General features: G+C 63.4%; 20 protein-coding genes and 1 pseudogene. 14 read left to right on the top strand and 7 right to left on the bottom strand.

Features of this window, described 5'->3' with window-relative positions; genetic code table 11:
- Window positions 1-130: 130 nt before the first annotated feature.
- Window positions 131-865, bottom strand: coding sequence for a 16S rRNA (uracil(1498)-N(3))-methyltransferase (locus FHY18_RS05165; RefSeq protein WP_259151983.1), 735 nt, complete (start codon window positions 863-865; stop codon window positions 131-133).
- Window positions 856-2,274 (bottom strand): adenosylmethionine--8-amino-7-oxononanoate transaminase, encoded by a 1,419-nt coding sequence (gene bioA, locus FHY18_RS05160; protein ID WP_259151982.1) that lies wholly within the window; start codon window positions 2,272-2,274, stop codon window positions 856-858. The genes FHY18_RS05165 and bioA overlap by 10 nt, the downstream gene beginning before the upstream one ends.
- Before the next feature lie 41 nt (window positions 2,275-2,315).
- Between bioA and nudE the strand changes: the two genes are divergently transcribed.
- From nudE to gcvH, 8 genes and pseudogenes are all read left to right on the top strand, one after another.
- The gene (nudE, locus tag FHY18_RS05155) at window positions 2,316-2,864 is read left to right on the top strand and encodes an ADP compounds hydrolase NudE (RefSeq protein WP_039423334.1); all 549 of its coding nucleotides are present in this window, start codon (window positions 2,316-2,318) and stop codon (window positions 2,862-2,864) included.
- Entirely contained in the window at window positions 2,861-3,661 is an 801-nt protein-coding gene (gene cysQ, locus FHY18_RS05150; RefSeq protein WP_259151981.1) for a 3'(2'),5'-bisphosphate nucleotidase CysQ, read from the top strand. Before nudE ends, cysQ begins: the two co-directional genes overlap by 4 nt.
- A gap of 175 nt (window positions 3,662-3,836) precedes the next feature.
- Window positions 3,837-4,670, top strand: a pseudogene (mazG, locus tag FHY18_RS05145) (nucleoside triphosphate pyrophosphohydrolase); the annotation flags it as partial.
- Window positions 4,671-4,687: 17 nt separating this feature from the next.
- On the top strand, window positions 4,688-5,023 hold the full coding sequence (locus FHY18_RS05140; RefSeq protein WP_259151980.1) for a YnfA family protein: 336 nt from the start codon (window positions 4,688-4,690) through the stop codon (window positions 5,021-5,023).
- A 157-nt stretch (window positions 5,024-5,180) separates the two neighbouring features.
- Window positions 5,181-6,146, top strand: coding sequence for an SPFH domain-containing protein (locus FHY18_RS05135; protein WP_259151979.1), 966 nt, complete (start codon window positions 5,181-5,183; stop codon window positions 6,144-6,146).
- Window positions 6,147-6,149: 3 nt separating this feature from the next.
- A complete protein-coding gene (locus FHY18_RS05130; RefSeq protein ID WP_259151977.1) occupies window positions 6,150-6,584 on the top strand; it encodes an NfeD family protein in 435 nt (144 codons plus the stop codon).
- Window positions 6,585-6,745: 161 nt separating this feature from the next.
- A complete protein-coding gene (gene gcvT / locus FHY18_RS05125) occupies window positions 6,746-7,855 on the top strand; it encodes a glycine cleavage system aminomethyltransferase GcvT (protein ID WP_259151976.1) in 1,110 nt (369 codons plus the stop codon).
- 139 nt (window positions 7,856-7,994) lie between these two features.
- Window positions 7,995-8,390 (top strand): glycine cleavage system protein GcvH, encoded by a 396-nt coding sequence (gene gcvH, locus FHY18_RS05120; RefSeq protein WP_046964845.1) that lies wholly within the window; start codon window positions 7,995-7,997, stop codon window positions 8,388-8,390.
- 448 nt (window positions 8,391-8,838) lie between these two features.
- Here gcvH and FHY18_RS05115 read toward each other — a convergent pair whose 3' ends face one another.
- Entirely contained in the window at window positions 8,839-9,177 is a 339-nt protein-coding gene (locus FHY18_RS05115) for a hypothetical protein (protein ID WP_259151975.1), read from the bottom strand.
- 223 nt (window positions 9,178-9,400) lie between these two features.
- Between FHY18_RS05115 and FHY18_RS05110 the strand changes: the two genes are divergently transcribed.
- Window positions 9,401-9,853 carry a hypothetical protein gene (locus tag FHY18_RS05110; RefSeq protein ID WP_259151974.1) on the top strand — a complete coding sequence of 151 codons (453 nt, stop codon included), beginning with the start codon at window positions 9,401-9,403 and terminating at the stop codon, window positions 9,851-9,853.
- Window positions 9,854-10,640: 787 nt separating this feature from the next.
- Here FHY18_RS05110 and FHY18_RS05105 read toward each other — a convergent pair.
- A complete protein-coding gene (locus FHY18_RS05105; protein WP_259152507.1) occupies window positions 10,641-11,984 on the bottom strand; it encodes a serine hydrolase domain-containing protein in 1,344 nt (447 codons plus the stop codon).
- A gap of 381 nt (window positions 11,985-12,365) precedes the next feature.
- On the opposite strand from FHY18_RS05105, the gene FHY18_RS05100 reads away from it, so the two are divergent.
- Together FHY18_RS05100 and FHY18_RS05095 are read left to right on the top strand one after the other, a co-directional pair.
- The gene (locus FHY18_RS05100) at window positions 12,366-13,739 is read left to right on the top strand and encodes an MFS transporter (RefSeq protein ID WP_259151973.1); all 1,374 of its coding nucleotides are present in this window, start codon (window positions 12,366-12,368) and stop codon (window positions 13,737-13,739) included.
- A gap of 308 nt (window positions 13,740-14,047) precedes the next feature.
- Entirely contained in the window at window positions 14,048-14,401 is a 354-nt protein-coding gene (locus FHY18_RS05095) for a DUF1304 domain-containing protein (protein ID WP_259151972.1), read from the top strand.
- 241 nt (window positions 14,402-14,642) lie between these two features.
- Here FHY18_RS05095 and FHY18_RS05090 read toward each other — a convergent pair whose 3' ends face one another.
- Entirely contained in the window at window positions 14,643-17,117 is a 2,475-nt protein-coding gene (locus FHY18_RS05090) for an acyl-CoA dehydrogenase (protein WP_259151971.1), read from the bottom strand.
- On the bottom strand, window positions 17,114-18,037 hold the full coding sequence (locus FHY18_RS05085; RefSeq protein WP_259151970.1) for an alpha/beta hydrolase: 924 nt from the start codon (window positions 18,035-18,037) through the stop codon (window positions 17,114-17,116). Before FHY18_RS05085 ends, FHY18_RS05090 begins: the two co-directional genes overlap by 4 nt.
- 136 nt (window positions 18,038-18,173) lie before the next feature.
- On the opposite strand from FHY18_RS05085, the gene FHY18_RS05080 reads away from it, so the two are divergent.
- The 3 genes from FHY18_RS05080 to FHY18_RS05070 all read left to right on the top strand — a co-directional run bounded on the left by FHY18_RS05080 (window position 18,174) and on the right by FHY18_RS05070 (window position 24,172).
- Window positions 18,174-18,782, top strand: a complete 609-nt coding sequence (locus tag FHY18_RS05080; protein ID WP_259151969.1) for a TetR/AcrR family transcriptional regulator — start codon at window positions 18,174-18,176, stop codon at window positions 18,780-18,782.
- 365 nt (window positions 18,783-19,147) lie between these two features.
- Window positions 19,148-22,108 carry a TonB-dependent receptor gene (locus tag FHY18_RS05075; protein ID WP_249050268.1) on the top strand — a complete coding sequence of 987 codons (2,961 nt, stop codon included), beginning with the start codon at window positions 19,148-19,150 and terminating at the stop codon, window positions 22,106-22,108.
- A 273-nt stretch (window positions 22,109-22,381) separates the two neighbouring features.
- Window positions 22,382-24,172 (top strand): sulfotransferase, encoded by a 1,791-nt coding sequence (locus tag FHY18_RS05070; protein WP_259151968.1) that lies wholly within the window; start codon window positions 22,382-22,384, stop codon window positions 24,170-24,172.
- Here FHY18_RS05070 and FHY18_RS05065 read toward each other — a convergent pair whose 3' ends face one another.
- A complete protein-coding gene (locus FHY18_RS05065; RefSeq protein WP_259151967.1) occupies window positions 24,173-24,700 on the bottom strand; it encodes a 2OG-Fe(II) oxygenase in 528 nt (175 codons plus the stop codon). It abuts the gene before it with no gap.
- Between the last annotated feature and the right edge of the window lie 6 nt (window positions 24,701-24,706).

The following is a 24,706-nucleotide window of genomic DNA, read 5'->3' as shown; positions in this document are numbered from 1 at the left end:
CCGGTATGGCCTCTCGCGCCCAGGCGCGCTCCTACGCGGGTTGCTGGCCGCGACAAACGTCCGGTCTCACGAGGCAATGCATGTCCCGCACTTCGCGTCGTCGGCCGCGATGTCCTACGGCTCGTCGAACCTACAGATCCCCGAATCGCGCCTGCAACGCCGCAATGGCCGCCAGTCCGGCGGTCTCGGTGCGCAGGATGCGTGGACCCAATTGCAGGCCGGTGAAACCGGCATCGGCCAGCGTGGCGCGGTCGCGTGGCGACCAACCGCCTTCCGGCCCGATCGCCACGATGAGCCCCTGGTCGACATTCGCACTCAGCGTGGACAGGCGATGCTCACCCTGCGGGTCCAGGGTCAGTCGTTGCGCCTGTGGATCGCTGGCCTGCGCCGCCTCGTGCAAGCCCAGCGGCGCTGCGACGGTCGGCACGCGTGCGCGGCCGGATTGCTCGCAGGCCGACACCACCACACTGCGCCAATGCGCAAGGCGTTTTTCCATGCGCACCGCATCGAGCTTGACCTCGGTGCGTTCGGCGTTGACCGGCACGATGGCCGCAACCCCCAGCTCGGTGGCCTTCTGCAGGATCAGGTCCATTTTTTCGCCGCGTGCGATGCCCTGGAGTAGCGTGATGCGTAAGGGCGATTCGTTGGACAACGCTTGCGCACGCTCGACCAGTGCACGTGCCTCGCGCTTGCCGGCCACGGTGATGCGTGCGTGGTAGTCGCTGCCATCGCCATTGAACAGGATGCAGGCATCGCCCTCGCGCAGGCGCAGCACGCGCAGCAGATGATTGGCGGACTCTTCTGGCAGGGTCACTTCCTGGTCGCAGTGCAGCGGCAACGCGACATGGGAGCGGGTCAGGCGCATGCGACGGCCTCCTCGATGGCGTGACGGGTGGTCGCGGCAAGCAAGGCCAGCTGCGCGTCGTCCACACAGTAAGGGGGCATCCAGTACAGCACGTCGCCCAGCGGACGCAGCACGACGCCGCGTTCCAGCGCCGCGCGATACGCCTTCAACCCGACCCGTGCCGCGGCGGCGAACGGCGTGCGCTTGTCGCCGCCCTGGGTCAGTTCGAAGGCCACGATCATGCCGGCCTGGCGCACGTCCGCCACTGCGCTGTGCTCGCCGATCTGCGCAGCGAAGGTGCTCATGCGCGCGGCGGTGTGCTGGTTGCGCGCAATCACGTCGTCGTCTGCGAAGATCTGCAGGGTCGCCAGTGCCGCCGCGCACGCCAGGGGGTTGCCGGTGTAGCTGTGCGAATGCAGAAACGCGCGCTCGCGCGAATCGTCCAGAAACGCGTCGTACAACTGCTGCGTGGCCAGCACCGCCGAGAGCGGCAGAAAGCCGCCGGTCAATCCCTTGGACAGGCACAACAGATCGGGCATCACACCGGCCTGTTCGCACGCGAACAGCGTGCCGGTGCGTCCGAAGCCGGTGGCGATCTCGTCGGCGATCAAAAACGCGCCATGCGCATCGCACAATTGGCGCGCACGGCGCAGGTAGGCCGGGTGGTACATGCGCATGCCTCCGGCGCACTGCACGCGCGGTTCCAGGATCAACGCGCAGATTTCGCCGGGCGATTGTTCGAACAGTGCCTGCAGCGCATCGGCCGCCTGCAGCGCGTAGTCTTCCGCGCTCTGGCCCGGCTCGGCCAGGTAGGCATCGGGCGAGGGCGCAAAGATCGACTCCAGCAGCAACGGCGCATACACGCGCCGATACAGCGGGATGTCGCCCACCGACAGCGCGCCGATGGTCTCGCCGTGGTAGCCGTTTTCCAGTGCGATGAAACGCGTGCGGCGATGCTCGCCGCGGTTGTGGAAATAATGGAAGGCCATCTTCAAGGCCACTTCGACGCCGGCCGAGCCATTGTCGGCATAGAACACCTTGGCCAGCGGCGCTCGGTCGGGCTGGCGCGGCGCAATCGCCAGCAGGCGCTCGGCCAGTTGCACTGCCGGCGCATGCGTGAAGCCGGCCAGCATGACCTGCTCCAGGGTGCCGGCCTGCTGCGCGATGGCTGCGCCGATGCGCGGCTCGGCATGGCCGAACAGGTTGGTCCACCAGCTGCTCACCGCGTCCAGGTAGCGATGGCCGTCGTGACCGATCAGCCACGCACCCTGGCCACCGGCGATGGGGACCAGCGGAAGCGTGTGCGGATGCTCGCGCATCTGCGTGCACGGGTGCCACAGCACGGCAAGATCGCGTTGCCGCCAATGTTCGGCAGTTTCGGAGGCTGCAGGGTCTGCTAGGATTTCGGGCTCATGAACATGTCGATGCATCTGCCTATTCTATCGGTCCGCTCCGCGGCTGCGTGCCACGCATGAGCCCGCGTCTGCCGACCATCCACAAGATCACCGATCTGGGCGACGGGCCGTTCCGTCGCCAGCAGCTGGATCTGGAGTTTTCCAACGGGCAGCGCCGCCTCTACGAACGTCAACTCAGCCAGGGCCACGGTGCCGTCGTCGTGGTGCCGATGCTCGACGAGAGCACCGTGCTGCTGGTGCGCGAATACGCCGCCGGCGTGCATCGCTACGAGCTGGGTCTGGTCAAGGGGCGCATCGATGCCGGCGAGACGCCGGAGCAGGCGGCCGACCGCGAGCTCAAGGAGGAAGCCGGCTACGGTGCGCGGCAGGTCCAGGTGCTGCGCGCGATGACGCTCGCTCCTACTTATATGAGTCACCAATCCTGGTTGGTGCTGGCGCGCGACCTCTACCCCGAGCGCCTGGTCGGCGATGAGCCGGAAGAGATGGAAGTGGTGCCCTGGCCAATCGCACGTCTGGACGAATTGATGCTGCGCGAAGATTTCTCCGAAGGCCGCTCGCTGGCCGCCCTGTTCATCGCGCGCGAGTGGCTGGAGCGCAACCCATGATCCGCATCCCGATGGAATTGCGCGAAACCGTGATCGCCATTGCCCGCGAAGCGGGCGAGGCCATCATGCAGGTGTACGCGCAGGACTTCGCGGTGGAGATCAAGGACGATGCCAGCCCGCTGACCCAGGCCGACCTGGCCGCCAATCGCGTCATTGTCGACGGCCTGCGCCGGGTAACGCCCGACGTGCCGGTACTGTCGGAAGAGTCTGCGCACATGGCCTGGGAAGAGCGTCAGTACTGGACCAGCTACTGGCTGGTCGATCCGCTGGATGGCACCCGCGAGTTCGTCAAACGCAATGGCGAGTTCAGCGTCAACATCGCACTCATCCACATGGGCGCGCCGGTGCTGGGCGTGGTGCAGGCACCGGTCGATGGCCGGGTCTGGTACGCCGCACGCGGCGAGAACGCCTTCCGCCGCGACGGCGATCGCGACGAAATGCTGCACACCCGCATGCCGGCTGCCAGCCCCTTGCGGGTTGCCGCCAGCCGCTCGCACCGCGATGCGCGCACCGCCGCTGCGTTGGAGCGCATGGGGCAGATCGACGTGGTGGCGCAAGGCTCCTCGTTGAAGTTCTGCCGCATTGCCGAAGGCGACCTGGATGTCTACCCGCGCTTCGGGCCCACTTCCGAATGGGACACCGCGGCCGGACAATGCGTGCTGCACGCAGCCGGCGGTGTGCTGCTGGCCGGCGCTTCCGGCAAGCCGTTCCGCTACAACCGCCGCGACACCTTGCTCAATGGCGACTTCATCGCGCTGGGCGATCCCAATCTGCCCTGGCGCGACTGGCTGGCCTGAGCATGCCCGCCTGCCATGCGCGTATTGCATGGCAGGTGCTGCGCACGCGCAGGGTCCGCATCGACCGGTACACTGCGGCGGCATCGCGCGCCGGACTTGCTGCCACGCGCGATACCGCAACGCGCAGAAGATCCCGGCGCGGATGCGCCTTCCAAGATCGCTTCAGGAATAGACCATGCTCCAGACTCCGTCCACCGGCGATATCCAGGGCCTGTTGCAGTTGATGGCGCGCCTGCGCGACCGTGAACATGGTTGCCCCTGGGATGTGGAGCAGAGCTTTGCCAGCATCGCGCCGTACACCATCGAAGAAGCCTACGAGGTTGCCGACGCGATCGATCGCAACGACCTGCCGGGGCTGCGCGACGAGCTGGGCGACTTGTTGCTGCAGGTGGTCTTCCATGCGCAGATGGCGTCCGAACAGGGCGCGTTCGACTTCGCCGACGTGGTCGCCACGCTCAGCGACAAGCTCGTTCGCCGTCACCCGCACGTGTTCGCCGCGCAGGCGGTGGACGATGCGCAGGCGGTAAGCGCCAACTGGGACCAGATCAAGCGCGAAGAACGCCGTGCCGCAGGGCAGCAGGACGACTCCGCACTGGCGGGCATCGCGCGTGGCCTGCCGGAGTGGCAGCGCTCCACCAAGCTGCAGTCGCGCGCGGCGCGGGTGGGCTTCGACTGGCCCGACCCGGCGCCGGTGCTGGAAAAACTGGAAGAAGAAGTGAAGGAGCTGCGGGTGGAATTCGCGCGCGGACCGGTCGCCGACAATCAGGCGCGCCTGCAAGACGAACTGGGCGATGTGCTGTTCGTCTGCGCCAATCTCGCGCGGCATGCCAAGGTCGATGTGGGTGCCGCGCTTCGGCATGCCAATCTGAAATTCGAACGGCGCTTCCGTGCGATGGAAGCCCATGCGCATGCGCAGGGCACCCCCCTGGATGCGTTGTCGCTAGACGCGCAGGAAGCGCTTTGGCGACAGGTCAAGCGCGACGAGTCCGCCGCCGCAGTGGCAAGTACCGGCGCCGCAACCGGCGCATGAGCGCTGCGCTGACCACGCTGTTGCTGTTCGTCGCCACCGCAGTGGCCGAACTGGTCGGCTGCTACCTTCCTTATCTATGGCTACGAAGAGGCGGCAGTGCGTGGCTGCTGCTGCCCAGCGCGCTGAGCCTTGCGATCTTCGTGTGGCTGTTGAGCCTGCATCCGGCTGCCAGCGGACGCGTGTACGCCGCCTATGGCGGGGTCTACATCGCCAGCGCCCTGATGTGGTTGTGGTGGGTGGACCGCATCACCCCGACCCGATGGGACCTGCTTGGCGCCGCCTGCTGTCTGCTCGGCATGGCCGTCATCATGTTCGCCCCGCGCACTGTCTGAGCCTGATCATCGCGTGATCTGCGCACGCTGAGGCACTTGCCGGCCGGCACGGCAGGGCGCGCGAGCGTATCCCTGCACTGCAGCCCCAGAGCCGGCGAGGGGCAGCGCGCGTGCATACTGTTGCAGGGATCGACTCGTCACATGCAAGGGGATGCACATGTTTCCGACTTCGTTTTTGGCCATCGCCGTTCTGGTTGCCGGCGTCATCGTGTTGTTCAAGACCGTGCGCATGGTGCCGCAGGGATTTCAGTGGACGGTGGAGCGCTTCGGCCGCTACACCCATACCATGAGTCCGGGGCTGCACTTTCTGGTGCCGGTGGTCTACGGCGTAGGGCGCAAGATCAACATGATGGAACAGGTGCTCGACGTTCCCAGCCAGGACGTCATCACCAAGGACAACGCGGTGGTGCGCGTGGATGGCGTGGTGTTCTTCCAGGTGCTGGACGCCGCCAAGGCCGCCTATGAAGTCTCCAATCTGGAGATCGCCAGCATCGCGCTGGTGCAGACCAATATCCGCACCGTGATCGGTTCGATGGATCTGGACGAATCGCTGAGCCAGCGCGAGACCATCAATGCGCAGTTGCTGAGCGTGGTCGACCAGGCCACCAACCCGTGGGGCATCAAGGTGACGCGGATCGAAATTCGCGACATCCAGCCGCCGCGCGACCTGATCGACTCGATGGCGCGGCAGATGAAGGCCGAGCGCGAAAAGCGCGCGCAGATTCTGGAGGCCGAAGGCTCGCGTCAATCGGAAATCCTGCGCGCCGATGGCGAGAAACAGGCTGCCGTGCTCGAAGCCGAAGGCCGCAAGGAGGCCGCCTTCCGTGACGCCGAGGCGCGCGAGCGTCTGGCCGAGGCCGAAGCCCGTGCCACCCAGGTGGTGTCCGATGCGATCGCCAACGGCAGCGTGCAGGCGATCAATTACTTCGTCGCGCAGAAGTATGTGGAGGCGTTCAAGGCGCTGGCCACCGCGCCCAACCAGAAGTTCGTGCTGATGCCGATGGAGTCCAGCGGCATCATCGGCTCGATCGCCGGCATCGCCGAACTGGCCAAGGAAGCGATCGGCAAGCCCGACGCACCAACCGTGCGCGTGCCGCCGATGCCGCCGCGCGCCGGAGGCTGAGCCATGCGCTGGGACGTTGTGATCTGGGGAGTGCTGGCGCTGCTGTTGATCGCTGCAGAGACCCTGGTGCCGGGGGCGTTCCTGCTGTGGATGGGGATCGCCGCCGCCGCCGTCTGCGCCCTCGTGCTTGCGTTGCCGGGCATGTCGCTGCTGGGGCAGATCGTGGCGTTCGTGGTGCTCAGCTTCGTGTCGGTGCAGGTCTATCGCACCTGGTTTCGCGGCAAGGGGCGGCAGAGCGATCGCCCCCTGCTCAACAAGCGTGCCGAGCAATTGATCGGCCGCCGCGTGCTGCTCGATCAAGCCATCCACCATGGCCGAGGTCGTGCCAAGGTCGACGATGCGTTCTGGGTGGTCAGCGGTCCGGACCTGCCCGCCGGCGCACCGGTGCGCATTGTCGGCGTCGATGGCATGACCTTGCTGGTGCAATCCAGCAGCTGATCGCCGGGACAGGGCATGCCACCCGGTCGCCCATTGCTGCAGCGCGGCGTGCGTTTGCCGGCTTGCGTCGTTCGGTGATCGCCGCGCCTGCGCGCAGACACGGTTACCCGCAACGACGGCAGGGCAGCGATAATGGGCATCTTTCCCTTGGACCGGCGCCCATGACCCAGAAGACCATCCTCAACGACACCCATCGTGCGCTCGGCGCCAAGATGGTCGACTTCGGCGGTTGGGACATGCCGATCCACTACGGCTCGCAGCTGGACGAACACCATCAGGTGCGTCGCGATGCCGGCATGTTCGATGTCAGCCACATGACCGTGGTCGACCTGCACGGCGCACGCGTGCGCGAATTCCTGCGCTACCTGCTCGCCAACTCGGTGGACAAGCTCAAGGTGTCGGGCAAGGCGCTGTACACCTGCATGCTCAATCCGCAGGGCGGGGTGATCGACGACCTCATCGTCTATTTCATGGCCGAAGACTTCTTCCGTCTGGTGGTCAACGCCGCCACCCGCGAAAAGGATCTGCAGTGGATCGGCGAACAGGCCGCACGCTTCGAGGTGCGCGTTCAAGAGCGCGGCGACTTTGCGATGATCGCAGTGCAGGGCCCCAATGCGCGCGCCAAGGTCATCGACCTGCTCGATCCGGCCGGCGCCACGGCAGCGAGCAAGCTCGGCCGTTTCGCCGCCTTGCAGACGCGCTCGCGCGATGGCATCGATCTGTTTCTTGCGCGCACCGGTTACACCGGCGAAGACGGTTTTGAAATCGTGTTGCCGCAGGACGCGGCAGTCGCATTCTGGAATGCGTTGCTCGCACAGGGCGTCAAGCCGGCCGGTCTTGGCGCGCGTGACACGCTGCGTCTGGAAGCGGGCATGAATCTTTACGGGCAGGACATGGACGATGCAGTGAGCCCGTACGAAGCCGCGCTGGCCTGGACCATCGCGCTCGACGAAGGCCGCGACTTCATTGGCCGCGCCGTGCTCGAAGCGCAAAAGGCGCAAGGCGCACCGCGGCAGATGATCGGCGTGGTGATGGATGAGAAGGGAGTGCTGCGCCACGGCCAGAGCGTGCTCACCGCTGCCGGCCAGGGCGAGATTCTGTCCGGCACGTTCTCGCCCACGCTGGGCAAGGCGATCGCATTCGCACGCGTGCCGGCCGGCAGCATCGACGATCTGCGCGTGGACATCCGCGGCAAGCAGGTACCGTTGCGCGCGGTGAAGTTTCCGTTCGTGCGCGATGGCCAGGCGCAGCCCGGCGTCCTTGGCGAATGAGTCCGGCTGATGCCGGCCGCAGTCGGCCGGCATCCTGCCACCGCATGCAACCTGGCCCTGCCGACGCGCGTGCACCTGCCTTGTCGCGCGGTCTAAACTAACCACCTGTCCCCAACCCCAGTTTCCCCGGAGCACACCCATGAGCGAGATCCCTGGCGACCTCAAGTTCCTCAAATCCCACGAGTGGGCCCGCGTCGAAAGCAGCGGCCGCGTAACCGTCGGTATCTCCGACCACGCGCAGGGCTTGCTGGGCGACCTGGTCTACGTCGAACTGCCCGGCGTCGGCGATACCGTGCAGGCCGGCAACGGCGCGGCGGTGGTGGAGTCGGTCAAGGCCGCTTCCGACGTCTACAGCCCGGTCAGCGGCACCGTCGTCGAGGTCAACAGCGCGCTGAGCGACAAACCCGAGACCATCAACGAAGACGCCTACGGCGAAGGCTGGATCTTCGTGGTCGAACTCGACGACAAGGAAGAGCTCAACGACCTGCTGTCGCCGGACGACTACGCCGAGCTGCTGGAAGACGACGACCACTGAGTCCGTCGTCCTTGCTGCACACCGATGGCCGCTCGCAGAGCGGCCATTTTTTTGGGTGCGCTGCCGCTGACGCGGTTGTGATGTGCGCACGCGAGCGTGATCGGATGGGCGATTGCACGGTCGCCTGCATGCGCTGACGACCGGATGCCCGCAAGGCGGTTGGTGATGACTTGATGCGATGCGTGCGGTGGCATCCATGCCCGACGTATCGACGCACCACCACCTGCATGCCGGCGCGTCGGATTTCTGACGTGAGTCGTTCGTGAGGATCCGGCGTGTGCTCGGTGAAAAAAATCGACGCGTGCAACGCGCGCCGACGACGGATCGATGTCGTGCGACATGCTGCCGGCGATGCGCAAGCGCGCGTGCATGGCGATCGAACAGCGCAATAAGTTTGCGCATTTCTGCTTGTGCGACGCCGGAAGTGGAGTTGCGGGATAAAAAATTTTCAGCTGGCGGACAGGCGGCGGACGATGCCGCAACGTGCAGCGTGTCGCCGCAGCGTTGCCGTCGGCGATGGCTTGCAGATTTGGAGCGTTTGAGAAAAACAGCGGAAAAGAAGCGCTTTTTTGAAGCCGCTGTGGCGTGGGCGCGCGCTGCGAGCCCGCGCGGCGGGCTGCGCGCGGTGTACTTGCCGGACCTCGATGGCGAAGGTGGCGATGGTCTGCTGAAAAAAAATTGCAAAAGAGTGTTGACAGTAAAAAAAAGCGTGATTAGGTTTCGCCCAGCAGACATTGCTGCGAAAGAGAGTGAGCAGAATCGACATCGAGCCGACACGCTTGTTCAAGAGGTCCACCGAAGCACGCTCAAAGGTGGAGTCGGGTCCGCTTCTCTCCAGAAAAGCAGTTGTCGTTTCGACCACGCACCCGTGTCGCCGTTCGATGCGGGTGTTTCTGTATCCGTCCCGTCGCGCATTACCTGCGGACGGTACCCGACGACGGCATGCCGGCGCGGGGTTTGGTTCAACTGGGCGTTTCAACTCCATAGTTCACTGACGAGGAGCCAATTACATGGCCACTAAAAAAGCTGCGAAAAAGAAACCCACCGCCAAAAAGGCAGTGAAGAAGACCGCTGCCAAGAAGGCGACCAAGAAGGTCGCTAAGAAGGCAACCGCCAAGAAGGCAGTGAAGAAGACTGCTGCCAAGAAGGCCGTCAAGAAGACTGCAAAGAAGGCGACCGCCAAGAAGGCAGTGAAGAAGACTGCCAAGAAGGCAACCAAGAAGACTGCCGCCAAGAAGGCAGTGAAGAAGACCGCGAAGAAGGCGACCAAGAAGACTGCCGCCAAAAAGGCCGTCAAGAAGACCGCCAAGAAAGTCGCCAAAAAGGCAGTAGCGAAGAAGGCGACCAAAAAGTCCGCCACCAAGAAGCCTGCTGTGAAGAAGGTCGCCAAGAAGAAGCCGGCCGCTCGCAAGAAGAAGGCCGCTCCGGTCGCGCTGCCCGCAACTCCGGCACCGCTGATCTGATTTGTAACACCCGATCGCCGTAAACATCGAGCTCTCTCCCCGACGCCCAGCGGGGAGGGAGCTTTTTTATTGGGCGATACCGTACCGTGGCCAGGCCCGATGCAGCACGCGACTGCCAGCCGCCCTTGAGGCGACGTCGCCTGCGAGAAGGCGCGCTGTGGGTCTGGCGCCGTGCTGGCAGCGACAACAGCAGTGCCAGGCCGGCGATGGCTTAAAGGGATGTTGCGGCGAATCGATGGGTCCTGTGCGTCGGACGCGCCGCTCACACGCTCACCGCCTTAGAGGCGGCGATGATTCCAGACTGTGCCGATAGCGGTGCCGCTGGCAGAACTCATGCAGGATCTTCCCGTCGTCGCCCGGCGGTGTGATTGCTCGAACCACCGCTCTCCCGGATGCAATGACCGGTCGTCGCGCTCGCACTGCCCGTACCTGCATTCCGACCAAGCAACTGCCAGGCGAGTGGCTTCGATGCGTCGTGGCGACGCGTAGGCTGTCGTCGGTCCAGCGATGAAACCGGCAGCGGCCGCGGTACAGCGCACGCATCTCGCATCGATCTACTGTCCGGTCCCTGCAGCCGCCCCTGTCGTCGCAATGACGACGAGCGAAGTCCCGCCGTCCTCCCCGGGTGACGGATGAGCTTGTAGCGTTTGCACTAGGCACTCTGTTCGGCGGCACCTGGCTATCGCCACGCACGCATCCACCTGCATGTCCCGACAGCCAGAAACGACACAGGCGGCCAAGGCCGCCTGTGGTCATGCATGCACCGCGTCGGTTTCGAGGCGTCAACTCAACGCGGCGACGCCACCGACTTGCCGGACGATGCACCCTTGCCAGCCGGGTCGGCCTTCTCCGCCAGCATGTTCTCGCTGCCGAAATCGCCGTCCACATCGATATCCAGCCAACGCTTGGCCGGCAAGCCGAGTGCGCGATCCAGGATGGTCGGCAGCATGCCGGAAGGCAGGCCGCTTTCGCCGTTCCACATGATGGCGATGCCGACGTCGCGTTCGGGCAGCAACGCGACCAGGCCACGGTAGCCCTGCACCGCACCTGCATGGAAGATCACTTGATGGCCTGCGTAGTCGAACACGCGCCAGCCCAGCGCGTAGCTGGCCGCGTCCACGCGCTCATGGCGCCAGCCCGAACGCATTTCGCCTGGCGTGGAGATCAACGGCGCATGCAAGGTCGCCAGCAGCGGCGCAGGCAACACGTCGGTGCGATGGCCGGTATGGGCGAGCAGCCACTGCGCCATGTCGCTGGCGCTGGCATTGACGCCGGCCGCAGGAGCAAGACGGTAGTAGGTAGGCTTGGGCGTCAGCGACACCCAACCGTTGCGGCTACGCACGTGCGGGCGCGCCCAATGCGGGCTGGCCTGGATGCCGGCCAGACCCATGCTGGCATCGTTCATGCCGAGCGGCTTGAAGATGCGGCGCTCCACCGACTGCTCGTAGAAACTGCCGGAGGCGGCAAAAACCACATCGCCAACCAGGCTGAAGGCGACGTTCTGATACGCGTAGCAGTCGCCCGGCGCACACCGCAGCGGCGCGGCAGCCAGCTTGTGGCTCAGCGAGTAGTAGTCGACGTTGGATTCGATATCGCGGTCGTAGGCATTGCGGGTCAGGCCGACGCGGTGGCTGAGCACCTCGGCGACGGTGAGCTGGCGGGTGGCCAGGTTGTCGCTCAGCTGGAAGCCGGGCACGTAGTCGACCACCTTGCTGTCCCAGCGCAACACGCCATCGTTGACCAGCAGGCCGGCCATGGTGCCGGCAAAGGCCTTGGACAGCGACGCCAGGCGGAAGACGGTATGCGCATCGACCGGTTGCGGGTGATTGACGTCGGTGACGCCATAGCCACGCGCGCTGAGCACCTTGCCGCCCTGCACGATCGCCATCGCCATGCCGGGTACGCGGTTGCCGTAGGTCAACTGATCGGCCATCGATTCGAATGCCGCCACGTCGAAGCCGGCGGCCGGCGCCAACACGCTGCTGGCCGGCAACGCGCTGCGATACGGAAGCGGGGCGGTGGGCGACTGCGCAATGGTCGCCGGCTGCAGCGCAGAAGCGGTGGGCGCGGGCGTCTGTGCCGTGGAAGAAAGGGCCAGAGGCAATAACGCCCCGAGCAGCCCGATGGCCAACGGACGGAACCGTCGGCGCCTGCGCATTACTGTCATGGTTGTCCCGCCTGGTCCACTGCTTGGAGCGATTCTAGCGCCGCGCTTCGCAATAGCACAAACTGCCGGAAGATGAATGGGCATCATATTGATCCTATTGACGATTTGGGTTCAGAAATCGGGCCGGTCACGGCCGTGGCGACGCTCCGAAGGTGCACGCTCTGACGGTGCATGCGAAGTGGGTTGCAAGCGCCGTGCCGGGCGGCCCCACGCGCGCGTCGCAGCTTCCTGCCTCCGCTGCTGGTGGTGCTGCGCCGCATCGGCTAACTTGCGCGCTCCTTCGCCAGGTGCTGCCGCTGCCATGTTCTTGCTGTCGGGCTCGTTCGCACGGGCGATATTGACGCCATGACCAGTCCCTCTGCACCGCGCTCGGCGGTTGGCCGTCTAGGCGCTGCGCTGCGCAGTTCGCCACCGCTGGCGTGGTCGTTCCTGTATTTCTTCTGCCTGCTCAGCGGCTATTACGTGCTGCGTCCGGTGCGCGAGGCGATGGGTGCATCGTCGGATGTGGCCGCGTTGTTTCCGGCCGGCATGATCGGCTTCTTCACCGCGCACGGCATGCCGCTCAAGGATTTCACCTTGCAGGTGCTGTTTACCTGCACCTTTCTGATCATGCTGCTGCTGCAGCCGGTGTATGGCGCGCTGGTCAGCCGCTATCCGCGGCGCGTGTTCCTGCCGGCGGTCTACGGTTTCTTCATTGCGACCCTGCTGCTGTTCTACGTGCTGTTCGACACCGGCGTGCCAGGGCGCGGGATGGCGTTCTTTTTGTGGCTCACGGTCTTCAACCTGTTTGCCGTGGCCGTATTTTGGAGCTTCATGGCCGATGTCTTCAGCAATGCCGAAGCGCGCAACTACTATGGCTATATCGGCGCGGCCGGCACCCTGGGCGCGTTTCTCGGGCCGATCCTCACCCGCACCCTGGTCGAGCGCATCGGCATTGCGCATCTGATGCTGGTGTCGGCCGGGTTCCTTACGGTCTGCGTGGTGTGCGTGCTGCGCCTGCGCTTGTGGGCGGTGGCGCGCGAGCAGGAGCGCCAACTGGACTCCGGCGAAGTACCGATCGGTGGCGACGTGCTCGGCGGCCTCAAGCTGATCGCGCGCGAGCCGTTGCTGCGTTGGCTGGCGCTGATGACCTTGTTCGGCGTGGGCGTGGGCACCTTGCTCTACAACGAGCAGGCGGCGCTGGTGCGCAGGTTGTATACCGATGCGGCGGCCAGCACCGCGTATTACGCCAGCATCGACCTGGCGGTCAACGCGCTCGCCCTGCTGCTGCAATTGCTGGTGACACGTGCGCTGCTGTCGCGCTTCGGCATTGCACCGGCATTGCTGATTCCAGGAGTGGCCATCACCTTGGGGTATGCGGTGCTGGCGGCCTCGCCGTTGCCGCTGATGATCGCCATTGTGCAGGTGATCACGCGCTCGAGCGAGTTCGCACTGGCCAAACCGGCGCGCGAAACCCTCTACACGCGGGTCAGTCGCGAATGGCGCTACAAGGCCGGTGCGGCGATCGATACGGTGGTCTATCGCGGCGGCGACCTGAGCTTTGTGTGGATCCACAAGCTGGTGTCGGGCCTGGGGTCCACTGCGGTGTTCGGGGTCGGGCTATTGGCGGCAGCGGGCATGACGCTGGGCACGTTCGGCCTGCTGCGCGAAGCACGCAAGCTGCCTGCAGAGCGCGATGGTGTGGCGGAAGCGCGGGCAGCGGAGTCGCAGGGCCGCTAACGCCCTTGCTGTGCGGGTGCGTGGTGGCTGCGCGCTGGAGATCCATGCAGCGATGACGCACATAGCGCCCGCGGCCAATCGCTGCTGCGTGATGTCGCTTGCACGGGGCATCCATCCCGATGCGATGGGCGCCATCGGCGGCCCGTGGATGACGGCCCGCATGCGCCGCCGCTCACCCTGCATCGTCCAGTGCTGCGCCGGTGACGCCAGCGCGTCGCGATGCACCGGTCGCACGCTGTGCGTCTTGCCAGGCAGATGGCGCCGCATCGCGGCTATGCTTGCCGCCACCTCTACATGCCTTTCTCGCCATGTCCCTGTTCGCGATCATCGCCGGCATCCTTGTCGGTCTGCTGCATGTCTACATTCTGGTGCTGGAGATGGCGCTGTGGACGCACCCATTGGGTCTGAAGACCTTCCGCAACACACCGGAGAAGGCACAGGCCACCCGCGTGCTGGCGGCCAACCAGGGCCTCTACAACGGTTTTCTGGCCGCAGGCCTGCTCTGGGGCGCGCTGGCAGCACGGTTCGATGTGCTGAGCTTCTTCCTGGGGTGCGTGGTGGTGGCGGGCTGCTACGGCGCCTACAGCGTCAACCGCCGCATCTTCTTCGTGCAGGCCTTGCCCGCGTTGATCGCACTCGGCCTGGTGTGGCTGCCGCGCTAAGACGGCCTGTTCGCTTCCCGTAGGAGCGGGCTTGCCCGCGATGAGGCGTTACCGGCAACGCCTCATCGCGGGCAAGCCCGCTCCTACAGCGTGCCTAAGTGCAGTGGCTGTGAACGGGTCTAAGACGCCGCCGGCAAACAGCGCAGTCGCTAGATGGTCGGTCTCCACGATAACCAGGCTCCGCAAACGACGACGGCGGGCTGCAAGCCCGCCGTCTTCGCACATTACCTTGACCTGAGTCTTACGCCGCTTCGCGCGGCTGCTGAGCCTGCGGCTTGTCGTAGAAGCTGGCCGCACGCAGCTCGTGCGGATCGAAGTCGTCCACGGTGATGGTGTCCATCATGATCTCGCGCAGCTCTTCCAGCAGCTTGCGCTCGTCCAGGGTGAGCACGCCCTCGGCCACCGCTTCGTCCAGCTGCGCCGGAAAATCCAGCGCCTCGATGCCCTTGGTCTTGAGCGCCTTGAGGAACTTGCGCTCCACCGGCTCGGCCATCACTGCCTTGGTCAGATAGCTGGCGATACGTCCGCCCGGGTTGTTCGCGCACGGGGTCAGGAATACGCCCTGAGCCAGACGGTCGCGCGCTTCGTTGGGCGCCATCAGGATCGATGCCACGCGATGGCCCAGGCGATCGCCCGGCGCTTCGGCGCGACGGCCCAGCGGGAAGATCAGCACCCACATCAGCCAGCCCACCGGGCGGATCGGGAAGTTGCGCAGCGCTGCCGACAGCGCGGTTTCGATCTTGTGCACGCTGTCGTGGAACGCCCAGGCCAGCAGCGGCTGGTCGGTGGCCGGTGCGCCTTCGTCGTGGTAGCGCTTGAGCATCGCGCTGGTCATGTAGATATGGCTCAGCACATCGCCCAGTCGACCCGACAACGATTCCTTGAACTTCAACTTGCCGCCCAGCATCAGCATCGACACATCGGCCATCAAAGCCAGGTTGGCCGAGTAGCGATCCAGCTTGCGGAAGAAGCGACGCGTGTATGCATCGCCTGGCGCTGCGCCGATGCGCGCACCGGTCAGGCCGAACCAGAACGAACGCACGGCATTGGAAACGCCGAAGCGGATATGTCCGAACAGGCTCTGGTCGAACTCTTCCAGGCCGCGGCGCGTATCCGGATCCTGCGCCGCCTTCATTTCCTTCATCACCCACGGATGGCACAGGATCGCGCCCTGGCCGAAGATCAGCAGGCTGCGGGTCATGATGTTGGCGCCTTCCACGGTCACGCCGATCGGCGCGGCCTGCCAGGCGCGGCCGGCGAAGTTGCGCGGCCCCAGGATGATGCCCTTGCCGCCGATCACGTCCATCATGTCGCTGACCACTTCGCGGCCCATGGTGGTGCAGTGGTACTTGGCAATCGCCGACGGCACCGACGGCACGTCACCACGGTCGACTGCTGCGGCAGTGGCCTGTGCCAGCGCACTGATGGCATACGCCTTGCCGCCAATGCGCGCCAGCGCCTCTTCCACGCCCTCGAAGCGACCGACCGACAGGCCGAACTGCTTGCGGATGCGCGCATACGCGCCGGTCACCACAGCTGCGTACTTGCCGCCACCGCTGGCGGTGGAGGGCAGGGTGATCGAACGCCCCACCGCCAGACACTCGTTGAGCATGTTCCAGCCCTTGCCCACCATCTCCACGCCGCCGATCAGCTGGCTCAGCGGGATGAACACTTCTTCGCCATGGATCGGGCCGTTCTGGAACGGCGAGTTCAACGGGAAGTGGCGACGACCGATCTCCACGCCGGGGGTTTCGCGCGGCAGCAGCGCCAGAGTGATGCCGATGTCCTTCTTGTCGCCGATCAGGCCATCCGGATCGTAGGCGCGGAACGCCAGGCCGATCAACGAGGCCACCGGTGCAAGGGTGATGTAACGCTTGTCGAAGGTGAGCTTGACGCCGAGCACGTTGGCGCCGTTCCACTCGCCCTTGCAGACGATGCCGTAGTCCGGGATCGAGGTCGCATCCGAGCCGGCGAACGGGCCGGTCAGGCCGAAGCACGGCACCTCGGCACCCACCGCCAGACGCGGCAGGTAATAGTCCTTCTGTTCCGGGGTGCCGTAGTGCAGCAGCAGCTCACCCGGTCCGAGCGAGTTCGGCACACCGACGGTGGAGCTGACCACGCTGGAAATCGAGGACAGCTTCTGGATCACCTTGTGGTGCGCCAGCGCGCTGAAGCCCAGGCCGCCGTACTGCTTGGGAATGATCATGCCGAAGAACTTGTTCTTCTTGATGAAGTCCCACAGCTCCGGCGGAAGGTCGGCGTGGACGTGGGTGATTTCCCAGTCGTTGACCATCTTGCACAGTTCTTCCACCGGCCCATCCAGGAACGCCTGCTCTTCGGCGGTCAACTGCGGCTTGGGATAATTGAGCAGCTTCTGCCAATCCGGGTCGCCGGTGAACAGCTCGCCCTCGAAGCCGACCGAGCCGGTTTCCAGCGCAATGCGCTCGGTCTGTGACAGCGGCGGGAGCACCTTGCGGAAGAACGCCATCAGCGGCGTGGTCAGCAGCGGCTTGCGCAGGAATGGCAGCAGCACCGGCGCGGAGACCAGCACCACCAGTACCGCAGCGACGATGGTCGCGGTGAGATTGGCATCCAGCAGCCAGCAGGCCACCAGCACACAGGCGCTGATCGCAACCCAGGTGGCAAGGCGCATGCGGTGATAGGCAGCGATGCCCGCCGCCAGGATGACGAGGAGGAACGGTGCAACGATGCTCATGGTCTTGCTCCAGTGACATGCTCGGTGATGTTGGACGCTGCAATGGTGCTAACCGAGGGCAGTGCGTCCAGATAATGCAACACGGTGGCGGTAAAGGTGGTGTTGTCGTCGCCGGCCAGCATGTGCGTGGCGTCGGCCAGCTGCACGTGCTGCGCGTGCGGGGCGATCGACAGGAATTCGCTGATGTTGTCCGGGGTGACCAGATCGCTGCGCCCGCCGCTGATCAACAGCATCGGGCAGCGCACCTGCGCTGCGGCTTCCACCAGGGCGTGCTGCTGCAGTTGCGCATCCTGACCAGCCAGTTCGTCGACCAGGCGCGGGTCCCAGTGCCAGTGCCAACAGCCGTCTGCACGCTGACGCAGCAATGCCTGCAATTGATGTGCGGTCTTGCGCGGGCGATGCGGCAGATACGCGGCGATTGCATCGGCGGCCGCATCCAGCGAAGCGAATCCATCCGGATGCGCGGTCATGAAGCGCAGGATGCGCTCAACGCCCGTGGTGTCCCATCGCGGCGTGATGTCGACCAGCACGATCGCGCGAAACAGCCCCGGCCAACGCGCCTCGGCAAGCAGCCCGAACAGGCCGCCCATCGAGGCCGCCACCAGCACCGGCGGCTGCGGCTGCTCGCCTGCCAACACGATCAGGTCGTCGGTGAACTGTGTTGGCGAATAGGGCAGGTCGACCGCATTGACGCTCGAGTCGCCGTGGCCGCGCGCATCGTAGGAAAGTGCGCGGTAGCCGGCCTGCGCCAGCGCGGTTGCCGTCGCTTCCCAGGCGTGCCGCGTCTGCCCAAACCCATGCGCCAGCACCACGGTTGGTGCGTGCTGCTGGCCCCGTACCGACACAGCCAACTCCACATCGCCAGCGCTGATGCGCGACATGGCCGCAAGAGGGGCAAGCGTAGAAGGAGAGGTGACCATACCTAATGGTATGGAGGCTGCCGGCCCGCTGTCAATACTCTCTGGTATGGATGGTTAAGCCGTTGAATCGTGGCAGTTGTCTGTCATTTTTGTGATACATACTGCAACTGACTCAGGCGTATGGTTAAATCGCGCCATGAACGACACTACCGAATCCAGTCCGACCACACCCCGTGCCAGTTCCGGTCGCGGCAACCGCCTCAGCGCGGACGACTGGGCGCAGGCCGCGCTGGACCTGATCGCCGAACAGGGTGTGGGAGCCGTCGCCGTCGAGCCGTTGGCGCGTCGGCTAGGCGTTACCAAGGGAAGCTTCTACTGGCATTTCCCCTCGCGCGACGCGCTGTTGCAGGCGGCCCTGGAGCGCTGGGAAATCTTCGAACAGAAGGAAGTGTTCGGCAGCCTGGAAGACGTTCCCGACCCCAGCGCACGCCTGCGCGCGCTGTTCCAACTGGTCGCCCACGAAGTCACGCCGCACGTGATCTACAGCGAGTTGCTCAAGGCACTCGACCATCCGGCGGTGCGCCCGGTCATCGACCGCGTCTCGCAGCGCCGCCTCGATTACCTGATCGCCTCGTTCCGCCAGGCCGGCCTGTCCCGTACCGACGCCCAGCACCGCGCGCGCCTGGCCTACGCGGCCTATGTCGGTTTCCTGCAGCTCTCGCTGCAACTGCAGCAACCCAAGCAGGCCCGCGAAGAATTCGAGTCCTACGTCGAGCATGTGATCCAGACATTGATTCCTGGCTGAGCGATCCTGGCCCGGGAGCTGCGGCTTCCAGTTCACTTACATATGTGTAAATGCATGCATGGCGCCCTTCCAGGTTGCCGTGCAGTCTTGCCTGCGCCCGCTAATGCCTGTGTTCGCCTGCAGGTGTAGGGCACGCATTTGCAGCGTTATCGGCATGCAGGTGTATGACTTTAGTGGTCTCAATAATATACCTGGTATCACAGTTTGAGGCTAAATTCACGAGAAGACAATTTCTTGTTAACGCATCTTTAATTTCTCCAAATTGATAGCTACTATCCGTTCTACCTTCGTTTTGGGCTCGCTTTTTCGATCCCTCGAACGGTTGTTCATCACGCCATTACCAGATCTTGGAGAGAGAGAGCTCAATGATTCACAAGACCAGCAAGCTTCGCGACGCGATTTCATTCGCCATCGCGGTTGGCGCTTCGGCCTCGGCACTGCCTACGATCGCCTTCGCCCAGGACACCGGCGCGACCAATCTTGATCGCATCGAAGTCACCGGTTCGCGCATCCGCCAGGTGGATACCGAAACCGCGCAGCCGATTCTGACCGTCAGCCGCGCCGACATCGAGAAGCAGGGTTTCTCGTCAGTCGCCGACATCCTGCAGAACATCAGCGCAGTCGGCACGCCGCCGATCAGCCGCGCCTCGCCGCTGTCGTCCGGCGAAGCAGTCGGTGGTACCTACATCAGCCTGCGTGACCTGGGTGCAGCGCGTACGCTGGTCCTGGTCAACGGCAAGCGTCTGGGCATCACCACCGACGGCCTGCAGGACATCTCCACCGTTCCTGTCTCCTCGATCGATCGCATCGAAGTGCTGAAGGACGGCGCCTCTTCGATCTACGGTTCCGACGCGATCGCCGGTGTCATCAACATCATCACCCGCACCAATTTCGATGGCGCAACCGGCAGCGTTTACTACGGCCAGTACTCGCAGGGCGATGGCGAAACGACCAATGCCGACTTCGTGATGGGCGTGACCGGCGAGCGTGGAACGCTGACCGTTGGCATCGAATATGCCAAGGAAAACAAGGTTGCTGCTTCTGACCGTCCGTACTCGGAATTCCCGCGTTCGTCCAATCATCCGGACTTTGGCTGGACCGCCGTCGGCGAGTTCGGTGGATTCGTCAGCCGCCCAGCGGATGCGCTTCCCAATGTCCGTTACCCGGCCGCCTCAGCAACCAATCCGAACCGCGAAGTCCGCGTCCTGGTGCGCGATGGCGGCAACCCGGACAACCCGGCCGACTACCGCGTCCAGAACACCGACCAGACCGTTACCCAGGACAAGACCAACACCAACCGCTGGACCGACCTGCGTACTCCGCAGGAGCGCCGCTCGCTGTTCGTGGATGGGTCGTACGACCTGACCGACAACGTTCGCTTCCGTACCAACGTGCTGTACAGCAATCGTGATTCCGAGCGCCAGATCGCGGGCTACCCGTACCAGGCACTCGCCTTCGGTTCGCCGATATCGGTGGATAGCGCGTTCAATCCGCTCAATCGTGAAATTCCGAACTGGTGGCGCCGGACGACCGAAGTGCCGCGCACCACGCGCGCCGAGCTGACCACGTATCGCTTCTCGGGTGCATTCGATGGCTCGTTCAATGTTGGCGACCGCATCTTCGATTGGGATGTGGGCTACCTGTACAACAACAACAAGCTGGTGCAGAGCGGTTACGGTGATCTCAACCTGACCTCGTTGCGTGCAGCTGTGGGTCCGTCCTTCATCAATGCATCCGGCGTTGCGCAGTGCGGCTCGGCTGCCGCTCCGATTGCTCTGGCGCAGTGCGTGCCGTTCAACCCGTTCATCGCCGCTGGCTTGACCGGTCCGGGTGCGTTTACGGGCAACCAGGCCCTGCAGGACTTCCTGATCCCCACCACGCACGCAACTGCGGACACCAAGACCAAGGTCATCTCGGCCAACTTGTCGGGTAGCTTGTTCACCCTGCCGGCTGGCGATCTCGGTTTTGCCGTGGGCGCTGAACAGCGTAAGGAAGAGGGCGAGTTCAGCCCGGACGCGCTGGCGCAGTCGGGCAACACCTCGGGTCTGGCGAACTTCCCCACCGGTGGCAGCTACAAGGTGGAAGAAGTCTATGCCGAGCTCAACGTGCCGATCCTGGCTGATCTGCCCTTCGCCCAGGAGCTGAGTCTGAGCCTGGCCTCCCGGTACTCCGACTACAACACTTTCGGCGACACCGTGAACAGCAAGTTCGGCTTCAAGTGGAAGCCGTTCCAGTCGTTGCTGGTCCGCGGCACTTGGGCCGAGGGCTTCCGTGCGCCGACCATCTCCGACCTTTACGGCGGCGGTTCGCAGAGCTTCGATTCGTACACCGATCCTTGCGACGTCCAGTTCGGTGCTTCTCGCACCAGCGCAGCTGTGCGCGCACGCTGTGCTGCCGCGCTGCCCGTCAACGCGGCGACCTTCCGTCAGCAAGCGCAGGGTTTCGTGCCGACCACGGCAGCCTCGTCGCAGACGCCTCTGGCCTTCCTGTCCGGCTCCAACGATCAGCTGACCCCGGAGACCTCCACGTCCAAGACATTGGGCTTTGTCTGGAGCCCTGGCTTCGTCAATGGCCTGAACGTGTCGCTTGACTGGTGGCAGATCCGTGTCGAGAACACCATCATCGGTGATACGGCGAATCTGATTCTCAACGACTGCTACATCAACGGCATTGCCGAGCGCTGCAACGCGTTCACTCGTGATCCGGTTACGGGCATCGTCAACACCTTGAACCGCACCTCGATCAATGCGGGTTACCGTGAAGTTGAGGGCTACGATCTGGATCTGGGCTACCGCCTGGCCACCGACACGGCCGGAACCTTCGGCGTCAAGTGGACGACTACCTACACCAGTCGCGACGAGTTGGTTACCACCCGTAATTCCGTTACCAATCCGAACCCGTTCACGGGTGTGGGCTGGGCGGGGACCACCACGGGTACCCACTTCCGCGTCCGTTCCAATGTGGCATTCAATTGGGATAAGGGTGATTTCGGTGCAAGCTGGACGGTGCGTTACTTCTCCGGTCTGAAGGAAAGCTGCCTGAGTGCGTCCCTGTTCCCGGACGAGTGCAGCGATCCCAACTATCGCGCTCCGAACAATCAGGGCGTTTCGGTTGGTAACCCGACCAATGAGCGCGGCGCGACCGTCTTCAACGACGTCCAGGTTCGTTGGAATGCTCCGTGGAACGCCACGATTTCTGCCGGTGCCAATAACGTATTCGACCGCGTTGGTCCGACCCTGTATAGCCAGCCGAGCGCAAACGTTTCTTACTTCGGCGGCTTCGACATCGGTCGCTTCCTGTACATGCGTTACACCCAGCGTTTCTGATAAGCAGTTTGAATGCTTGACTTAGGCTGCGCCCCCGACTTCGGGGGCGTAGCTGTTTATGCGCTTCCATACGAGTATCAGACATTGTAAAAATCAGGTGGAGTCCCAAGTCCGGTTGGGGTTCTGGCGTCTGGGATGAAGCGTCCGTCTTCCTGGTCGGCGCGGATCAGCACCAGGCGCGGTGCGGCAGCGCGGATAGACGCGGTATTCGCTCCACCGTGATGCGTGAAGCCCGTACGTCGTCTTAATGGCCGGATGTGAGATCATTTGGCGATGGTTACGTTGCTGTCTGATCACAAAGAAAGAATGCGGACCTGGATTCGTGACGAGGTCGTGCCTGATCTATCAAGTATCGCTGCTTGGTCGCGATTTGCAGAGGAGTTGCATAATGGCAACTTGCTGCTCGATGCTTGTCATGCGTATTGGCATTTGGCAAGTCTCCGGCCTGGCGAGCCTGCATATCTGATAAATATCGGCAATCTACTGCTTGAGCTGGAGGACTTTTCGGGTTCGCTGGCGGCTTTCGAAGAGGCTGTAAGGCGAGGCGCTGGGGATGAAGTGGCTTGTCAGTTAGGTAAAGGACTGGCGCTCCTTTATCTGCAAAAGTACCAGCAAGCAGAGAGAAGTCTTCGGTATGCCTGGCAGCAGGAGCCGGAAGCATGTGATGTTGTTCTAGCTTATTCGCAATGCTTGATGGAGCTTGAGCGATTCGACGAGATGAAATCCTGTCTTTCGCATCTTGAGCATTGTGGGATGTCACGCGCGCAGCGTGAGAGCTTCGCTTGGTTGCTTGCGAACTGCGGTGAAGAGCAGCGCGCGTTGGCGCTGTATAAGGATCTTCTGGATGATGCGCACTCAACGAGTGAGTTGCGGATACAGCTCGTTCTTTTGCTTGAAAGACTTAATCGCCTGGAGGAGGCGGAAGGTCATCTGCAGCACAAAAGCGTTACTGCGGGCGAAATTTCGCCGATGAAGGCGCTTGCATTGGGTCGACTGTTGCGCCGACAAAAGAAATACGAAGATGCTGAAAAATGCCTGGCTTCCGGCATTGCAATGGTTGGGGGTGGAGCAATTGGGGCGCTGCTGGAGTTCGAGCGCGCCAAGAATGCCGATGCAGGCAGTCGCTATGATGAAGCAATGGCTGCGTTGAATCGCGCGCATGTGCGTGCTGTTGCGGCGTACAACCAGCGTTTTCCAGAGCAGGAAGCTGATAACGCCCTGAGATGGTTGGAGGAATCTTTAAAGAAGCCTGTTCCTTTGGCTTGGAATGACTTGAGAAAGGGCGAGCGTTCGGGAGATCCGACATTTCTAGTGGGTTTCCCGCGATCAGGAACTACATTGCTGGAGCGCATACTGGATGCGCACCCGGGTTTTGCGGTATTGGATGAGCGTCCGGCGTTAGAGGAGGCCATCGCCAGCCTGCGTTCGAGTAAGCCTTTTGCCGAGCCGCAACTGGACGACTGGCTGGCCGCACTTTCTGACGATCAGATCAGTCGGGCGAGAGATTTTTATTATGCGGTGGCCGCCAGGTACATTTCTATAAAGCCGGGTCTGGTGGATAAGTATCCTTTGAATCTCACGCGAGTTCCTTATATTTCGCGAATATTTCCGCGAGCCAAGTATATCTTCCTCTTGCGGGACCCCCACGATTGCGTGCTGAGCTGCTACATGCAGGCATTTGGCATGCGTGGAGGCGCACTTTCATTTGCAACACTGGAGGCGTCCGCAGAGACGTATGTAGAGGTGATGTCTCATTGGGAGCGTCACAGAGCATTAGCAAATGCCAATGTCTACGAGCTTCGCTACGAAGATCTGGTGAAAAACATGCCTGCGCATGTCTCTGCACTGTTAGATTTTCTGGAGTCTGAGTGGGACGACGTCATGGCGAACTTCCAGGAGCTTGCCAGGTTGCGATCCACCCGAATCAATACGCCGAGTTACGCCCAGGTTATCGAGCCGATCAATGATCGAGCAATTGGGCGGTGGGAGAATTACCGGCACCATTTTTCGCAGCGCACGCTAAGCCTTCTAGCGCCATGGCGTCGCCGTTATGGCTACGCTTAGTCAGCGTTGCGGGAAGCGCAGGTAGGTGGAAAGTATGTATTTGTCTCCACTATGCGGCGGCCTGCCCTGGTGGGCGTACATCCAATATGGTGGAAACATCAAAAGCCTGCCGGCTCTCGGTTCGACGCCATAGTTCAACCCTGGAAACCAAGTTTCTCCACCTTCCGAGACATCGTTGAGATACCACAGAAAAACAAGGTATCGATCGCATACGTTGTTTATGGAATCGAAATGTGTCTGGAAGCGTTCATCGCTTCCCGCGCGATAGCGCTTGAGAATCAATGGGCTGAGTAGCGGGCTATCAGGGACAGCAATGTCCAGATCTATTTCAGTGTTGTAGCGCTTGAGCTCCTCGCTGATCAGCGAACGGAAGAATCCCAGAAAGGCGCGATCGGACAGTTTGGAGATGTCCAACTCCGTCCAGGCACTTTCCTCCAGGCCCTGGCGAATGCCCTGGCCATTTCTCTCATGAAATTCGCTGAGCGCCTGAAAAGAATCGACCAGCTTGGCGCACAACTGTACGGACAAACTATT

Origin of the sequence: Xanthomonas sp. 3793 (assembly GCF_024806835.1) — a bacterium.
In the GTDB taxonomy this organism is placed as follows: Bacteria; Pseudomonadota; Gammaproteobacteria; order Xanthomonadales; family Xanthomonadaceae; genus Xanthomonas; species Xanthomonas arboricola_F.
This window is presented reverse-complemented; position numbering and strand designations above follow the sequence as displayed.

What these genes read in the sequence shown, in the direction of transcription:
- FHY18_RS05100 (WP_259151973.1), top strand. Translation starts at nt 12,366, where the DNA reads ATGACCAGTCCCTCTGCACCGCGCTCGGCGGTTGGCCGTCTAGGCGCT.
- FHY18_RS05085 (WP_259151970.1), bottom strand. Translation starts at nt 18,037, where the DNA reads ATGGTCACCTCTCCTTCTACGCTTGCCCCTCTTGCGGCCATGTCGCGC.
- FHY18_RS05135 (WP_259151979.1), top strand. Translation starts at nt 5,181, where the DNA reads ATGTTTCCGACTTCGTTTTTGGCCATCGCCGTTCTGGTTGCCGGCGTC.
- FHY18_RS05090 (WP_259151971.1), bottom strand. Translation starts at nt 17,117, where the DNA reads ATGAGCATCGTTGCACCGTTCCTCCTCGTCATCCTGGCGGCGGGCATC.
- bioA (WP_259151982.1), bottom strand. Translation starts at nt 2,274, where the DNA reads ATGCATCGACATGTTCATGAGCCCGAAATCCTAGCAGACCCTGCAGCC.
- FHY18_RS05165 (WP_259151983.1), bottom strand. Translation starts at nt 865, where the DNA reads ATGCGCCTGACCCGCTCCCATGTCGCGTTGCCGCTGCACTGCGACCAG.
- FHY18_RS05130 (WP_259151977.1), top strand. Translation starts at nt 6,150, where the DNA reads ATGCGCTGGGACGTTGTGATCTGGGGAGTGCTGGCGCTGCTGTTGATC.
- FHY18_RS05110 (WP_259151974.1), top strand. Translation starts at nt 9,401, where the DNA reads ATGGCCACTAAAAAAGCTGCGAAAAAGAAACCCACCGCCAAAAAGGCA.
- FHY18_RS05095 (WP_259151972.1), top strand. Translation starts at nt 14,048, where the DNA reads ATGTCCCTGTTCGCGATCATCGCCGGCATCCTTGTCGGTCTGCTGCAT.
- gcvT (WP_259151976.1), top strand. Translation starts at nt 6,746, where the DNA reads ATGACCCAGAAGACCATCCTCAACGACACCCATCGTGCGCTCGGCGCC.
- FHY18_RS05140 (WP_259151980.1), top strand. Translation starts at nt 4,688, where the DNA reads ATGAGCGCTGCGCTGACCACGCTGTTGCTGTTCGTCGCCACCGCAGTG.
- cysQ (WP_259151981.1), top strand. Translation starts at nt 2,861, where the DNA reads ATGATCCGCATCCCGATGGAATTGCGCGAAACCGTGATCGCCATTGCC.
- FHY18_RS05080 (WP_259151969.1), top strand. Translation starts at nt 18,174, where the DNA reads ATGAACGACACTACCGAATCCAGTCCGACCACACCCCGTGCCAGTTCC.
- FHY18_RS05075 (WP_249050268.1), top strand. Translation starts at nt 19,148, where the DNA reads ATGATTCACAAGACCAGCAAGCTTCGCGACGCGATTTCATTCGCCATC.
- gcvH (WP_046964845.1), top strand. Translation starts at nt 7,995, where the DNA reads ATGAGCGAGATCCCTGGCGACCTCAAGTTCCTCAAATCCCACGAGTGG.
- FHY18_RS05070 (WP_259151968.1), top strand. Translation starts at nt 22,382, where the DNA reads ATGGTTACGTTGCTGTCTGATCACAAAGAAAGAATGCGGACCTGGATT.
- nudE (WP_039423334.1), top strand. Translation starts at nt 2,316, where the DNA reads ATGAGCCCGCGTCTGCCGACCATCCACAAGATCACCGATCTGGGCGAC.